The organism is Acinetobacter sp. CIP 101934 (genome assembly GCF_000369585.1).
Lineage (GTDB): Bacteria > Pseudomonadota > Gammaproteobacteria > Pseudomonadales > Moraxellaceae > Acinetobacter > Acinetobacter schindleri.
Genome location: NZ_KB850094.1, coordinates 1,973,602 through 1,987,874 on the forward strand (window position 1 = coordinate 1,973,602; position 14,273 = coordinate 1,987,874).

Annotated in this window: 14 protein-coding genes; 5 read left to right on the plus strand and 9 right to left on the minus strand. The window is 43.6% G+C overall.

What is annotated here, in order from left to right:
• Positions 1-2: 2 nt before the first annotated feature.
• The gene (alr, locus tag F899_RS09705; RefSeq protein ID WP_005222437.1) at positions 3-1,073 is read left to right on the plus strand and encodes an alanine racemase; all 1,071 of its coding nucleotides are present in this window, start codon (positions 3-5) and stop codon (positions 1,071-1,073) included.
• Between the two features lie 44 nt (positions 1,074-1,117).
• On the opposite strand, the gene F899_RS09710 is transcribed toward alr, so the two are convergent.
• From F899_RS09710 to F899_RS09730, 5 genes are all read right to left on the minus strand, one after another.
• On the minus strand, positions 1,118-1,546 hold the full coding sequence (locus tag F899_RS09710) for a BLUF domain-containing protein (RefSeq protein ID WP_004815687.1): 429 nt from the start codon (positions 1,544-1,546) through the stop codon (positions 1,118-1,120).
• A 73-nt stretch (positions 1,547-1,619) separates the two neighbouring features.
• Positions 1,620-2,354, minus strand: a complete 735-nt coding sequence (locus F899_RS09715; protein ID WP_005222442.1) for a proteasome-type protease — start codon at positions 2,352-2,354, stop codon at positions 1,620-1,622.
• Between the two features lie 12 nt (positions 2,355-2,366).
• Entirely contained in the window at positions 2,367-3,149 is a 783-nt protein-coding gene (locus F899_RS09720; RefSeq protein ID WP_005222444.1) for a transglutaminase family protein, read from the minus strand.
• Positions 3,146-3,748 (minus strand): alpha-E domain-containing protein, encoded by a 603-nt coding sequence (locus tag F899_RS09725; protein WP_004892897.1) that lies wholly within the window; start codon positions 3,746-3,748, stop codon positions 3,146-3,148. The genes F899_RS09720 and F899_RS09725 overlap by 4 nt, the downstream gene beginning before the upstream one ends.
• A gap of 23 nt (positions 3,749-3,771) precedes the next feature.
• A complete protein-coding gene (locus F899_RS09730) occupies positions 3,772-5,331 on the minus strand; it encodes a circularly permuted type 2 ATP-grasp protein (protein WP_005222447.1) in 1,560 nt (519 codons plus the stop codon).
• Positions 5,332-5,564: 233 nt separating this feature from the next.
• On the opposite strand from F899_RS09730, the gene F899_RS09735 reads away from it, so the two are divergent.
• Together F899_RS09735 and F899_RS09740 are read left to right on the plus strand one after the other, a co-directional pair.
• A complete protein-coding gene (locus tag F899_RS09735) occupies positions 5,565-6,566 on the plus strand; it encodes a helix-turn-helix transcriptional regulator (protein WP_005222449.1) in 1,002 nt (333 codons plus the stop codon).
• Between the two features lie 459 nt (positions 6,567-7,025).
• Entirely contained in the window at positions 7,026-8,696 is a 1,671-nt protein-coding gene (locus tag F899_RS09740; RefSeq protein WP_004815676.1) for an FMN-binding glutamate synthase family protein, read from the plus strand.
• 62 nt (positions 8,697-8,758) lie between these two features.
• Here F899_RS09740 and F899_RS09745 read toward each other — a convergent pair whose 3' ends face one another.
• The 4 genes from F899_RS09745 to F899_RS09760 are packed head-to-tail and all read right to left on the minus strand — an operon-like array spanning position 8,759 to position 12,494.
• Positions 8,759-9,802 (minus strand): alpha/beta hydrolase, encoded by a 1,044-nt coding sequence (locus F899_RS09745; protein ID WP_005222451.1) that lies wholly within the window; start codon positions 9,800-9,802, stop codon positions 8,759-8,761.
• Positions 9,802-10,932, minus strand: coding sequence for a YdcF family protein (locus tag F899_RS09750; RefSeq protein ID WP_005222452.1), 1,131 nt, complete (start codon positions 10,930-10,932; stop codon positions 9,802-9,804). The genes F899_RS09745 and F899_RS09750 overlap by 1 nt, the downstream gene beginning before the upstream one ends.
• 11 nt (positions 10,933-10,943) lie before the next feature.
• Positions 10,944-11,978 (minus strand): UDP-N-acetylmuramate dehydrogenase, encoded by a 1,035-nt coding sequence (gene murB, locus F899_RS09755; protein ID WP_004815672.1) that lies wholly within the window; start codon positions 11,976-11,978, stop codon positions 10,944-10,946.
• A gap of 3 nt (positions 11,979-11,981) precedes the next feature.
• The gene (locus tag F899_RS09760) at positions 11,982-12,494 is read right to left on the minus strand and encodes a low molecular weight protein-tyrosine-phosphatase (RefSeq protein WP_005222455.1); all 513 of its coding nucleotides are present in this window, start codon (positions 12,492-12,494) and stop codon (positions 11,982-11,984) included.
• Between the two features lie 116 nt (positions 12,495-12,610).
• Between F899_RS09760 and F899_RS09765 the strand changes: the two genes are divergently transcribed.
• Together F899_RS09765 and F899_RS09770 are read left to right on the plus strand one after the other, a co-directional pair.
• Positions 12,611-13,771: an iron-containing alcohol dehydrogenase gene (locus F899_RS09765; RefSeq protein WP_005222457.1), complete on the plus strand. Its 1,161-nt coding sequence runs from the start codon at positions 12,611-12,613 to the stop codon at positions 13,769-13,771.
• 52 nt (positions 13,772-13,823) lie between these two features.
• Complete coding sequence (locus F899_RS09770) at positions 13,824-14,273, plus strand: acyl-CoA thioesterase (RefSeq protein ID WP_004815666.1); 450 nt, start codon at positions 13,824-13,826, stop codon at positions 14,271-14,273.

Here is a 14,273-nt window from a genome sequence, read left to right on the forward strand (position 1 = left end):
GGGTGCGCCAAGCAACAGTTTATATTGACAGTACAGCACTGCAATATAATTTAAACCGTGTCAAACAACTTGCCCCAACCGCTAAAATCGTCAGCATGGTTAAAGCCAATGCTTACGGACATGGAGTTAAAGACTGCTTAGCAGCCTTAAAAGATAGCGATGCCTTCGGTGTCGCCTGCCTTCAGGAAGCACTGGAAATTCGTGCACTCGGCTATCAGCAACCCATTACCCTAATCGAAGGCATTTTCTCTGCAGATGAAATGCAGGTTGTGATCGCTCAGAATATTGAAGTCATTGTGCATCATCAGCCACAACTGGACTGGTTACTGGCAAATAAAGAAGCCTATATTGCGAAAGGCTTAAAAGTTTGGGTAAAACTCAACAGCGGTATGAACCGTCTTGGTTTTAAAATTGATGTGATTAAAAATGTGATCAATCAATTAAAAGCAGAAGGTTTTACCTGCGTGCTGGCGATGCACTTTGCCAATGCTGATGCGGAACATCCACTCAATGAACAGCAAATCCAGCAGTTTCTTGAAGTAAAAAATGACTGCGCACCTTTAATGGGTTCTTGCTGTAACTCAGCTGCGATCTATAAATATCCAGAATTGCATTTTGACTTTGTTCGTCCGGGCATCATGCTCTACGGCGCGACTCCATTCGCAGACAAAACTGTACATGATCTGGATCTAAAACCAGTCATGACGTTTACTGCCGAAGTGATTGCATTGAATAATATCAAAACGGGTGAACATGTCGGCTATGGTTCAACTTTCACCGCAGATCAGGACATGACATTGGCTATTGTTTCAATTGGCTATGGTGATGGTTATCCACGCGCCTTCCCGAAACAGAATTATGTCACAATTAATGGACAACAGACTCGCGTGATTGGTCGTGTCGCAATGGATATGATCGCGATAGATGCAACTGATCTCAGTCTGCAGCTTGGCACTGAAGTAGAACTGTGGGGTAAAACCCGTCTGGTCGATGATGTCGCTGAAGCAAATGGCACTATCGGCTATGAATTGCTGTGTCGTATGTCTGCACGCCCAGTCCGAAAACTGGTTTAAAATACCGTGCATTAAAAAGCCCAATATTAATTGGGCTTTTTAATTTAATTTTCTGTAGTTTCTTCTTGGTCTTGAGTTTGTAGCTGAGTTAATAGCGCGTCTACATGCACTTGTTCAAAACTATGTGGTGTAAAGTCATTAAAACCCATATTTGTACAAAAGTCCCGGATTTCATCGCGTCGTGAAATATACTTCATCGACCAGCCGGCAAAATTAATCTGCTCAAGCGGACGCATTTCAAAACGTTTGATATTCTCATGCCGTGGATCTTTACTTAGCTTTTCAAATAATACATTCAGATGTTCCAATTTACCTTCAAGACATTGAAAAAAATAGCCATCTGCAAAATATAACGCCCCAGTAATATCGTGACGATAATTAAAATCTCGTGCTTCGGCCAGAATATCCGTTAAGTCATCGAGCAAATTCGACTTATCAGAGGTACTCTGACTGGCATAACAAAAATGATGCATGCTAACCTCTGTAATTTAAATTTTCTTAAATTTACCATGCCACTGTAACGTGATATCAAACAGATAGATAGTTTTATTGAAAATAATCTAAAGTTGGCTTAGGTAATTCCTGTAAACCTTTCTTCAAAGTATCCGACCACTGCTTACTGATTTTGGTGAAATATTCATCATCTTCCTGAATGCGTTTACCTGCCGGAATTTCAAATGTGTCTTTATGATAAACCAGCACATCCAACGGCATACCTACGGAAACATTGGAACGTAAAGTCGAAGCGAAAGAAATCAGTGAACATCGCAGTGCTTCATCTAGCGGCATATCATAGCTGAGTGCCCGATCCAGAATTGGCTTGCCATATTTACTTTCCCCGATCTGGAAATACGGCGTATCACTGGTTGCACAGATAAAGTTGCCTTGTGGATAAATATGATAGAGCTGCATATCTTGTCCGGCAATCTGACCTCCCACCAATAAGCTGCAATAATAGTTGCTTTGCTCCATGGTATCTGTAGTTACACTTTCAATCACATGCTTCAAGGTACGGCCGACCAGTTCCGCGACTTCAAACATGGTATGCAAGCTGAGAATATTAGGTTCCTGATTCAGTTCCAGCTGATTTTTAATATGCCCGATCACCGCTTGTGTCGTAGCCAGATTTCCTGATGCCTGAATAACAATGACGCGCTCACCCGGAATACCAAAGGTATATAATTTGCGAAACACCGATATATGATCTACACCCGCATTTGTCCGAGTGTCACTAATGAACACCATCCCCTGCTCCAAACGAAGCGCACAACAATAAGTCATTTTTTGTCCTTACTAACAACTTAGAACCTGGACGATGGAATGCATGGATTCCACTCCGCCCTTTTCTCTTACCCCACGTACCGGCGCGACGTCCCAATAGTCGCGCCCAATGGCAACATAAATATGTGCACTAGGTACAAATAACTGATTACTTACATCAAAGCAATACCAAGCTTGGTCAATAAATACCTCTGCCCAGGCATGACTGGCCAGATGAGAAGTATTTTGAGCATACAAATAACCCGAAACATAACGTGCCGGTAAGCCCAGATATTTGCACATGGCAATGAAAATATGAGCATGATCCTGACAGACACCCTGTTTCGCCTCAAAAGCATCAATGGCGGATCCATGTACCGAGCTACTATTTGTTATATACGGTACATGCTCCAATACCGCCTGAGCCAAGGCGATCAGATTTAGACGTGTTGAAACTGGCACATACTGTTTTACAAAGTCCTTCATCTCCTCATTGCACTGAGTAGTTGAAGTCGGCTGCAAGAACAGGTTTGGATTGATCTGATCATTCATTCCCTGATCATTATTCAAGGGATTTAAATCGACTATACCTTGCGCCATAATGATTAAGTACTGATAAGGTGTGCGCTGAGTACTGGTAATCCACAAATTATGAAAGGCATCCCGGCTCAGCTCCCGACTGCCCGGCACGCTGACATCCCAGGAATGTACCTGCTGATGTACATTACTGGAAGGCATCATCTTAATGTACTGAATACTACTGGTGACAGTCTCGGTATAACTATAATGTGTTTGGTGATTCACCATCAACTTCATACATTAATCTCAAACATATGATGAATATAATCACTGAATTGATAAAAATTGATCAGGTCTGTATGGTCACGTAGCTGGTTCCAGTATTCATTCAGATCTGACCAGCCCATCTCAACCAAAGATTCAATCACATAATCAATTTTTGCAATTGTAGTGGTGGTGTCTTCACCTAGACGTAGCTCCTGATCAAGCTTTTCCAGACATTGACCCAGACTAAAAAACAGAAACACATCCGGAGCTTCACCTTCCAGAATATCCTGACAATCTGTCACGACATCACAGATATAACCGGCATTCTGATCAGCAGTACGAATCAGGCGGTTCAGTTCTGCATAAGCTTTGGCAGACAGTACACCACGTAGTTCCTGAATATTGTCACGGGCCACTTTAAACTGTTGATGGAATGAATAAGGTTGAGCCGGATCCAGCACCAGTTCATTTAGCGAACTGGCATCAAAGGCTGGCAGGCAGAATGCATGCGCATATGCGACTGCCGCATCATCTTCTAAAAATGGAAAATGGGCACATAAAAACTGTGTTCTTGATAAGTAGCGACCCAACCAAAAAATGTGTTGCGCATTGGAATTAAGTAAGAGCATGACAAATTCCTTCTTTGCTATTTTTATGAATGGAGGTTATCAACAATCCAGGTGTCTTTAATGCCACCGCCTTGGGAGGAATTCACGACCAGCGAACCTGCTTGCATTGCTACACGTGTCAGTCCACCTGGTACGATTTCAGTACGATAAGGTGAGCTGAGTACAAATGGACGCAAATCAATATGACGTTCTGCAATGCCATAATTGGTTAAGGTTGGGCTGACGGACAGATCCAGCGTTGGTTGGGCAATATATAAATGTGGCGCAGCCATGATTTTCTCTCTAAAGGTTTCAATCTGCTGTCTAGACGCCTGTGGACCGATCAGCATGCCATAGCCACCTGAACCTTGGGCTTCTTTCACAACCAGCTCATCAAGATGCGCCAATACATAACTGAGATCTTTAGCCTCACGGCATTGATAAGTTGGAACATTCTTCAAAATGGGTTGTTCGCCAAGGTAGAAATTAATCATCTTATCCACATAAGGATAGATCGACTTGTCATCTGCTACACCGGTTCCCGGTGCATTCGCAATAACAACGTTGTGCTGCAAATAGGCAGACATCAGGCCTGGTACGCCAAGGGTACTATCAGGTTTAAAACAAAGCGGATCGATATAGGCATCATCGACACGTCTATAAATAACATCTACCTGCTGACGACCACGTATAGTTTTTACATAAACTTTCGCGTTCTCTACATAAAGGTCACGTGATGTCACTAATGGCACATCCATTTCCCTTGCCAGGAAAGCATGTTCATAGTAGGCACTATTAAAACGGCCCGGAGTCAGGACCACGATAAAGGGATTATCGACAGCTGAGTTTTCTGCCAGAATTTCTTTGAGTAAATGTGGGTATTGCTCTATACCAGCAATAGGTGTCTGTTCAAACAGGCCCAGCATCAGCTTTTCACTGATCTTGCGGCTTTCCAGCATATAAGACACACCTGAAGGGGTCCTTAGGTTATCTTCAAGTACATAGAATTCACCCTTTGAGTCACGGATAATATCAATGCCACTGATCTGACTATAAATGCTGCCTTTTAGACTATGCTGATACATGTGTGGCTGATAAGCCTCATGGGTCAGCACTTGCAGCTCAGGCACAATCCCAGCTTTGAGGATGTCCTGCTGATGATAGATGTCATGCAAAAACAGGTTCAGGGCTTTAACACGCTGTTCACAACCGAGTGCCACCATATTCCATTGCTTGCGTGCAATCACGCGTGGAATAATGTCAAAAGGGATGGTACGTTCGGTGCCTTCTTCATCTCCATAAACCGTGAAGGTAATTCCTTCATAAAGAAAATGTTCTTTTGCCAATTTATTCAGGGTGTTAAGCTCATCTAAAGTATGCTTTGACAGCCACTCTTCGATTTTTTGCCCAGCCAGACCATTCATATTCTGGTCATCACGCATTTCATTAAAGAATTTAGATGCCATCTGCTGCAGCACTTGTAGAGGTTTGCCTGTGTGAGTTGCTACCGTGTCCTTCGATTCTGTAAAATTAGTGTTAATCGCCGTTGTTGTAAAATTTTCTATAGTCGTTGTGATATTTGTATCCTGGGTTTCTTTTAGCATACAAACCTCGTCGTATTGTAATCAAATTGTATATTTAACAAAGCAATATCCATGCCATGCGGTATTTTTGTACTTACCATTAATCCCTTTAATTCCAAGTGACTCAATGGCATTTTTGCACCAATGTGTATCTATTCTGCTATTCTCGATTACTTAAAATACTTGCGAAAAAAATAGAGATTTTTTATTGTGTTAATGATTTTTTCTCAATTTGCAGATCCTGATTTCAGCTTATGACCGCACAAGAAAAAGAAACTTCGAATAGCCTTTATCGCCAATGGCAAATTTTATCGCGCCTGACGACCGGGAAATGGATGGGCACTCGCGAATTGCAGGAAATCCTGGAACGTGAAGGTGTGGAAATTAGTTTGCGCACTATTCAGCGTGACCTGAATCAGATTGCGCAGCGTTTTCCCATTGAAAGCAGCAAAACTATTCCACAGGGCTGGCGTTGGCGTTCCGATGCACCGATTCAAAGTCTGCCGCACATGACCAGTTCACAAGCAGTGACGTTTATGATGGTTGAGGAACATCTCAAACATCTGTTACCACCCAGTCTGATTGAAGAAATGAATCCCTGGTTTGATCTCGCACGTCGCAGCCTGTCAACCCAGAACAATGTACGACAATGGATTAACCGGGTCCGTATCGTTCCTGCGACTCAGCCGCTGATTCCACCTGTTGTCGACCGTCAGGCACAACAGGCGGTTTATGAAGGTCTGTTACAGGACAAGCAGCTGGAATGTATCTATCAGGGTCGTGGGCAAAATAGTGAAGAAAAAACCTATATTCTTAATCCGCTGGCATTAGTACAGAAAGGTTCGATCATTTATCTGGTATGTACCCGTCATGACAAATCCGATATTCAGACCTTTGCCTTGCACCGCTTTAAGTCTGCGAATGTTTTAAATACGCGTGCCCTGCATCCGGTGAACTTTGATATTGATGAATATATTGAATCCGGTGCTTTGGGCTTCCGGGTCAACTTTGACCAGCCTACTGAAAATGTCATGCTGAAGCTGCACATGCCTGAAGCAGATGCACATTATTTTGAAGAAAGCCAGCTCAGCCGCGACCAACAGATTGAAAAACTTGATCATGGTATGGCTCTTATTAGTGCCACGGTTCCTTTTACTTCACAGCTGGTATGGTGGCTACGCAGCTTTGGTAACAAAATTCAAAAAATTGAACCTGAGCACGTTTCCCGAGCCGTATATCAACAAGACGAAGCATAAAAACTGACATAAAAAAGTCCCATTCCCGGGACTCATAATTTTTTATATTGTTTTTGTTATTGTTCTGGTTAATCGGCTGCTGATCCTGCATATATCTGTCTTGTTCCCCCAGATATATGCAGTAAGGAAGTTTCATAGTTAAGGGCATTACATACATGAGCACGCCAGCTCTGCAGTATTGAACCGGATTGATTTCTTCGTCATACCATCTCCCCCGCTATTGGATAAAATAACTTTAAACCAGCTTTTCCTGCATGTGAAATAAAAAGAAGCGATGCCTTTTGCAGATTTTTTTCATAGGATTTTTCCTGCTAAACATATCCATTTTGATTAATTTTCAATCCAAACCATCTTTCCAAGTTAAACCTATAAAATCGAATAACAATTTTGTTCTTGTATAAAACCGCCAAGCCTTGAAAATCTGAAGGTCTGATAAGAACAACAGGGAATCAAGATTTTATGGCAAATCCAGCTCAACTTGTCCGGCATAAACTGCTGAATACCTTCTTTTCACGCTATTCCATCTGGTTCCTTTGTATCTTTATTGCGTTGGTATTTACCGGCTTTCATATCGGCTATTCGCCCCGCTATATTTACTATTTCATGCCTCAAACGCTGGTCAATACGCTGTGGATTATTAGCGCTGTTCTGAGTGTGGTGGGGCTATATGATGTACTACAACACCGGCATTCTATTCTCAGGAATTATCCGATTATGGGTCATTTCCGCTTCCTATTTGAAGAGTTCCGCCCTGAAATTCGCCAGTACTTTATTGAAGCCGATCAGGATGCCCTGCCTTTTTCCCGTATGCAGCGCAGTCTGGTTTATCAACGCGCTAAAAATGAAAATTCTGACAAGCCTTTTGGTTCAATTATTGATGTCTATAACCATGACTATAAGTTTGTCACGCATTCGATTATCCCTTGCCCACCCGCAGATCCAGCAACTTTCAGGATTACGATTGGCAATGAACAATGCAAGCAGCCTTATAGTGCTTCAATCATGAATATTTCCGCCATGAGTTTTGGCAGTATGAGTGCCAATGCCATCCGCGCGCTTAATCTGGGTGCCAAAATGGGCAATTTCTACCATGATACGGGTGAAGGCAGTATTAGCCCTTATCATCTGGAAAATGGCGGAGACCTGGTTTGGGAAATTGGTAGTGCTTACTTTGGTTGTCGTACACTGGACGGCCAGTTTGATCCGGTCAAATTTGCGGAGAAAGCCAAAATTCCACAAGTGAAAATGATTGAAATCAAGTTGTCTCAAGGTGCGAAACCAGGACACGGTGGGATTCTTCCAAAAGCCAAGATTTCTGAGGAAATTGCCGAGATTCGCGGAGTTAGCCGCGAACATGACTGTGTTTCGCCAGCCAGTCATCCTGCGTTTGGCACCCCAATTGAAATGATGGAATTCATTCAGCAATTACGTGAGCTGTCTGGTGGCAAACCGGTTGGTTTTAAGCTATGTCTGGGGCAGCCTTGGCAATTTATGAGTATCGTCAAAGCGATGCTGCATACCAAAATCCTGCCAGACTTCATTGTGGTCGATGGTTCAGAAGGCGGTACAGGTGCAGCACCGATTGAGATGATTGATAATATTGGTGTCCCCCTACGTGAAGGCTTATTGTTCGTTCATAACACATTAGTGGGTGCAGGATTACGCAAACAGATCAAAATTGGTGCAAGCGGCAAGATCATTAGTGCATTCGATATCGCCAGTACGATCGCCATTGGTGCAGACTGGGTCAACTCAGCGCGTGGTTTTATGTTTGCTATTGGCTGTATTCAAGCGCAAAGCTGTCATACTAACCAGTGTCCGGTTGGTGTCACTACTCAGGATAAGAGCCGCCAAAAGGCGCTACATGTGCCAAGCAAGGCAGAACGGGTTTATAATTATCATAAAAGCACCCTTAAAGCCCTCTCCGAAATGATCGCTTCTGCTGGTGTTTGTCATCCATCTGGTATTAAACCTCATCAACTGGCTCAACGCATCAACAGCCATGAGATTAAAAACTATGCACAATTGCACTTCTGGATGAAGGAAAATGAGCTCCTCCATTGTGAAAATCGTGATGAAGAAAACTTTTATTACCGTATGTGGAATATCGCAACTGCAGAAAAATTTTAAGTACTTCTAAATGAAAAAGGCGATTCTTTAGAATCGCCTTATCTACTATTCATCATCTGAACTTAATAATAAGTTCGACCACCCTGCGCATGCAGAAAGGCTGGAATCAGACCGGTCAGTGCCGCACGAATATCAGCGCGCTCATTAATCAACTGATGCGAACCTTCCTCTAACATCAACAATGTCTGCAGGCGGAATTTACGCCGAATAAATTCGATATTATAACGCCAATCCACCGTCTGATCCTGCGCACCCTGTGCCAGCCATACCGGAATACGGCAAGCTGGCCGGTCTTCCATCTGCTGCATCCAGCGTGACATCGCGAGAATCCAGTCCATGCCCATCATACGGGGTTGTAATGGATCTTTTAAACGTACAAAGCGCAGGAATTCAGGGTTATGGTTATTACGTCTGAAATGGCGTGGTACTTCACGCTTAATCCGGCGAATAATCCCGAGACCTACAGAGTTATGCCACCATGCTGTTTTAGCTGGACGAATCAGTGGTGAAAGTAGCAGTACGCGATCTACAAAGGGATTTTCACGACGTTCTGCAAACTCCAGCAAGTGGTGCATCCAGATTGCACCACCAGTACTTTGTCCGATACCTAACCATGGTTTAGGCAACTGCGTTGCATGACGTACATAACGGTGTACTGCATGCAATACCTGCTGATAATGGTCAAAGTTCTGAATATTGGCTGATGAACCATTACTCAAACCGTGCCCCGGCAAATCAAAGGTGAGTACACTAAACCCTTCTTCCAGTAGCTCTTTGACAATTGGCTGATAGATCCCGCTATGTTCTAGATAGCCATGCAATAGAAACACCGTTCCCTGAATTTTATCAAAACGGCTTTCGGTCAGATCCGGCTCAAAGACTTGCACATGCAATTTAAACAATGGCATTTGCACATAACCTTGCCAGTGTTTCGCATTGAGCAGGTCAAAACCATACAGTTTCCGGTAAGCCTGTAATTCCAGCGTAGACTGCATGTCCCGATTCAGATTTAATGGTTGCAACAGCTGTGGTGTAATATCCCGGTTGGGGACTGGTAATTCCAGCTGTTTGAGAATTGTCGGGTTTAAAAATGGGATATCTGACATTAAGGTACCTCCCGACAGTCACTTGATCCAAACCACACATCCCGAAGTGTTGCTAAGAGTTCATAGTTAGCCCGTCGGCTATGATCATAGTTTTTAACACTTGGACGCCATGTAGTAAGTGAATTTGGCATTGGCGCTTCCACCGGAATGGTCTGAATACCGTTAAGTGCGAACAGACGGCGTGTACGCGGCATATGATAGCGGTCCGTGATCAAGATCACCGTAGGGGCTCCACCCTTCTTCTGTAACAGCAATGAGCTGAAACGAGAATTCTCACAGGTATTCATACTACGGTCTTCAAGAAGTTTGGCATCTACGTCATAGGCCTGCAACCAGCGTTGCATATACGGTGCTTCTACACCACTCAAAACAATCGGCAGATCATACTGTTTTTCGGTTTCCAGGGTTTTTTCCAGGCGCAGACGAGTATAGTCATTGACGATAATATCTTTGCCATTTTCATGCAGGGTCAAACCGCCGCCCAAGACCACAATAGCATAAGGTTTGGACATCTCATCCTGCACTGGCTTTTGGCCATGATTTAAAGTCGCGAGGTCTTCGGCAAATTCCACATTGGTCATTTGCGCAATATTTTGCTGATGCTGTTCAACATCATAGCTTTTCAAGAATTCTATAAACTGTCCCATCTGGGCAGCATTTTCATCACTGCTCAAGCTTAACAATTCAGTCAGATCATCTGGTTCTACTACATCAGCTGCTTCTGTTTCAGTCACCAGCAATGGTACCTGAACTTTCTGCTGTTCAGATTTTTCTGCCTCAGCTTCACGTTCATCTTCAAGTAACTGCTGTAAAGCTTTATAGCGTGCCTGAATCAGTGACAGGTTCTGTGACTGATTTTTGGAAATATCTTCTTCCATCACCTTGAGATAGGCCTGACGCGCAATCCATAGCTCAGAACCTGGCTCCAGTGTTTCATTAACACTTAAGGAAGCCTGTTTCTGGCTTTCAGCCGCGATCTGATTGACCTCGACCGGAACAAAATAGTTCAGTCCTTTGACCACCAGATGTGAATAAAACGGCGAATAAAGAAAGACTACGAACAGTGCGCACAGCACAAATAGTACTGAGACTACTTGAACTATTCGAACCATCCAGTGTGCTTTATCCATCTATTTATCCTTTAATCCTGATGTGAGCGGATCATGCCATTTTCAGCAAATAAAACTGGCTCCGGTTCAAGCAGAACCCCAAATTTTTCCTGAACATCCGCCTGTACGGCTTGGTAGGTTGCACGCACGTCCTTGAGCGAGGCATTGGCATAATTCACCAGCACCAGCGCCTGCTTATGGAACATACCGACTGACCCCAGCTGTTTACCTTTCCATCCGCTTTGGTCAATTAACCAGCCGGCTGCCATTTTAACTTGATTATTTGGCTGTGGATAATGAGGTAAATTCGGAAATTGTTGAGCAATTTGGTCAAAGAATTGTAAATCAACTACTGGATTTTTAAAGAAACTACCCACATTTGGATATTCTTTAGGATCAGGCAATTTGCTCTGACGAATCTGAATCACTTGGCGCTCCAGATTTTCTGGCGTCTGTTCCTCACCCACTGCTGTTTTCAGGTCACCATAATTGAGTTTAAGCTCCGGCTGTTTCAACAGACGGAAGATGACATGGGTAATAATGTAACGACCCGGATGATCTTTAAAGATACTATGACGGTAGGCGAAGTCACAATCTGCTGCTTTGATTGAGCTAAAACTGTGATTTTCACGATCATAGACTTCAACGCTTTCAATAAATTCCCCGACCTCTACCCCATAGGCACCAATATTTTGTACTGGCGAAGCACCAACAAGACCTGGAATTAAAGCCAGATTTTGCAGGCCATAAAAGTCTTGCTGTGTGGTCCATAATACAAAATCATGCCAACTCTGGCCTGCTCCAACACGAAGGCGTTGCACCTGATCATCCGCATCCAGCAGTTCAATGCCCTGAATGTCCATATGCAATACCAGTGCATGAATCTGTTCCGGTAAAAGCATATTGCTACCACCAGACAGAATCAGAACATTCAGCTGTTGCTGTTTGGCAAAATCCAGAGCCTGAATCAGATCATCATTTGATTGAATTTTGCAGTAATGTGATGCAATTGCATCCAGACTGAGAGTATTAAAAGGTTTAAGTTGAACCTGTGTTTGGATTTGCATGACTTAAACCTTAAGCTCTTTTTGTTGCATTTTAAAGACATCGATCCACGCAAGACTGCTGGATTCACACTGATTGAGTACACGTTCAAAACACTCAGCACCGCCATAATAAGGATCGGGTACTGCCTGTTTTGGATAGTCAGAATCATATTCACTCATCAGGGCGACTTCAGCACGTAATTGGCCAAGTTGTCGTTGAGCACGTTTCTGAAGTGCAAGAATATCCCTGAGATTGTCTTCATCCATCGCGAGCATCAGATCAAAATCAAGGAAATCCTGTAGAGTCAGCTGACGGGCACGCAATGCAGACAGATCATAACCACGCTTTAGGGCATGTTCCTGACTACGCAGATCAGGCGCTTTACCCGGGTGATAATTACTGGTTCCCGCCGAATCAATCATGATATTGAGATTATGTACATCGCAATAATGTCTGAGGACCACCTCTGCCGTGGGAGAACGACAAATATTTCCCAGACAAACACATAACACCTTAAATGGCGTTCTGGATGACATAAACAACCTCAGCACTACTTTATTTTCAGGATTCTTATGTTAAGTTATTTGTATAGTGAATCCTATATCACAACGCCACAATAATATGAATTTGGATAAAAATTAAGGAAGCAGCCATGCAAAGATTTCAATTTCAGACTGTTCCCAACATCATTGCCGGACTTGGCACGATTCGTGAGCTGCACCAAATTCTACAGAAAGGCAAATATGTCCGCGTGCTACTGGTGACCGATCAAGGCATGATTGCGCAGAATCTGCATGAGGAAGTTTTATACATTATCAATGAAGCAGGTCTGGATTATGCCATCTATGCCGATGTGCAAGCAGATCCACCAGAACATATCATAGCGGATGCCATTTCTTTCGCCCGTCAGGAACAGATCGATGTGGTGATTGGTTTTGGTGGTGGCAGTTCACTGGATGTGGCCAAGATTATTGCGGTCTTGAGCCATCCACAGCAAACCCAATGCCTGAATGAACTCTATGGTATCGATCAAGTTGAAGGCCCACGTCTACCACTGATCCTAATCCCGACTACGGCAGGAACCGGTTCGGAAGTCACCCCCATTTCGATTGTGACCACAGGTGAAACCACCAAAACCGGAATTGTTTCGCCTTTGCTGTTTGCTGATATTGCAATTCTGGATGCCAGCTTTACCCGTGGTTTACCTAAACATATTACGGCAGCGACTGGCATTGATGCGATGGTGCATGCCATAGAAGCGTATACATCGAAAATCAAGAAAAATCCCTATTCGGATATGCTGGCCAAACAGGCATTAAAGCTCCTGAACAACAATCTGACTCGTGTTCTGGATAATGGAGATGACCTGGAAGCACGCCAGAATATGCTGGTCGGTTCCATGCTGGCTGGTCAGGCTTTTGCCAACGCACCTGTTGGTGCGGTACATGCACTGGCTTATCCACTTGGCGGGCATTTTCATCTGTCCCATGGGCATAGCAATGCGATTGTGCTGACAGAAGTACTGAAGTTTAATGCCCCTGCTGCCAAACAGAAATATGCCGAACTAATGACCTGGCTCGATCCCCACAGTAAAGGCTGTCATGATGGCTTAACTGATCTGTTTATTGATCATTTTAATAATCATCTGCAACGCAGTGGTTTACCTTTAAAACTTGCTCAGCTGGATATTCCTGAGCATATGTTAATGATGCTGGCTGAAGATGCCATGAAACAAACTCGACTACTGCAAAACAACCCACGTGATATGACTGTAGAGGATGCTTTACAGATCTATCAGGCGATTTATGCCTAATGTTTACCAATTAGAAGCTTAAATTAATCTCAATTTTTATAAGAAATGATTCATGAGCAAAGCACCTGTCAAAACCCGTGAGCAATATACTTTTTTCCTCAGCATCCAGACCCGCTGGGCGGACAATGATTTATATGGTCATGTCAATAATGTCACCTATTACAGCTATTTTGATACCGCAGCCAATGCCCTGCTGATCCAGCATGCCGGTTTTGACCCACGAACGTCTCCGAATATCGGTTTGGTGGTGAATTCCTGTTGTCAGTTCAATCAGGAACTGTCTTATCCTGAAGTGATTGAAGTTGGTGTCAATATCGCCAAGCTAGGAGGCTCTTCCCTGACTTATGACCTGGCTATTTTTAAGCAAGGCAACGACCAGGCTGCTGCCCAAGGCAGTTTTGTACATGTTTTTGTCGATCGTCATACACGAAAAAGCACCCCGATTTCAAATAAAATGCGGGATGCCCTATGTCCATTTATGCACAGTAGCTGTGAAATCTAG

Coding starts and splice junctions, on each gene's coding strand:
- F899_RS09710 (WP_004815687.1), bottom strand. CDS start 1,546: ATGCATCATTTTTGTTATGCCAGTCAGAGTACCTCTGATAAGTCGAAT.
- F899_RS09715 (WP_005222442.1), bottom strand. CDS start 2,354: ATGACTTATTGTTGTGCGCTTCGTTTGGAGCAGGGGATGGTGTTCATT.
- F899_RS09720 (WP_005222444.1), bottom strand. CDS start 3,149: ATGAAGTTGATGGTGAATCACCAAACACATTATAGTTATACCGAGACT.
- F899_RS09725 (WP_004892897.1), bottom strand. CDS start 3,748: ATGCTCTTACTTAATTCCAATGCGCAACACATTTTTTGGTTGGGTCGC.
- F899_RS09730 (WP_005222447.1), bottom strand. CDS start 5,331: ATGCTAAAAGAAACCCAGGATACAAATATCACAACGACTATAGAAAAT.
- F899_RS09735 (WP_005222449.1), top strand. CDS start 5,565: ATGACCGCACAAGAAAAAGAAACTTCGAATAGCCTTTATCGCCAATGG.
- F899_RS09740 (WP_004815676.1), top strand. CDS start 7,026: ATGGCAAATCCAGCTCAACTTGTCCGGCATAAACTGCTGAATACCTTC.
- F899_RS09745 (WP_005222451.1), bottom strand. CDS start 9,802: ATGTCAGATATCCCATTTTTAAACCCGACAATTCTCAAACAGCTGGAA.
- F899_RS09750 (WP_005222452.1), bottom strand. CDS start 10,932: ATGGATAAAGCACACTGGATGGTTCGAATAGTTCAAGTAGTCTCAGTA.
- murB (WP_004815672.1), bottom strand. CDS start 11,978: ATGCAAATCCAAACACAGGTTCAACTTAAACCTTTTAATACTCTCAGT.
- F899_RS09760 (WP_005222455.1), bottom strand. CDS start 12,494: ATGTCATCCAGAACGCCATTTAAGGTGTTATGTGTTTGTCTGGGAAAT.
- F899_RS09765 (WP_005222457.1), top strand. CDS start 12,611: ATGCAAAGATTTCAATTTCAGACTGTTCCCAACATCATTGCCGGACTT.
- F899_RS09770 (WP_004815666.1), top strand. CDS start 13,824: ATGAGCAAAGCACCTGTCAAAACCCGTGAGCAATATACTTTTTTCCTC.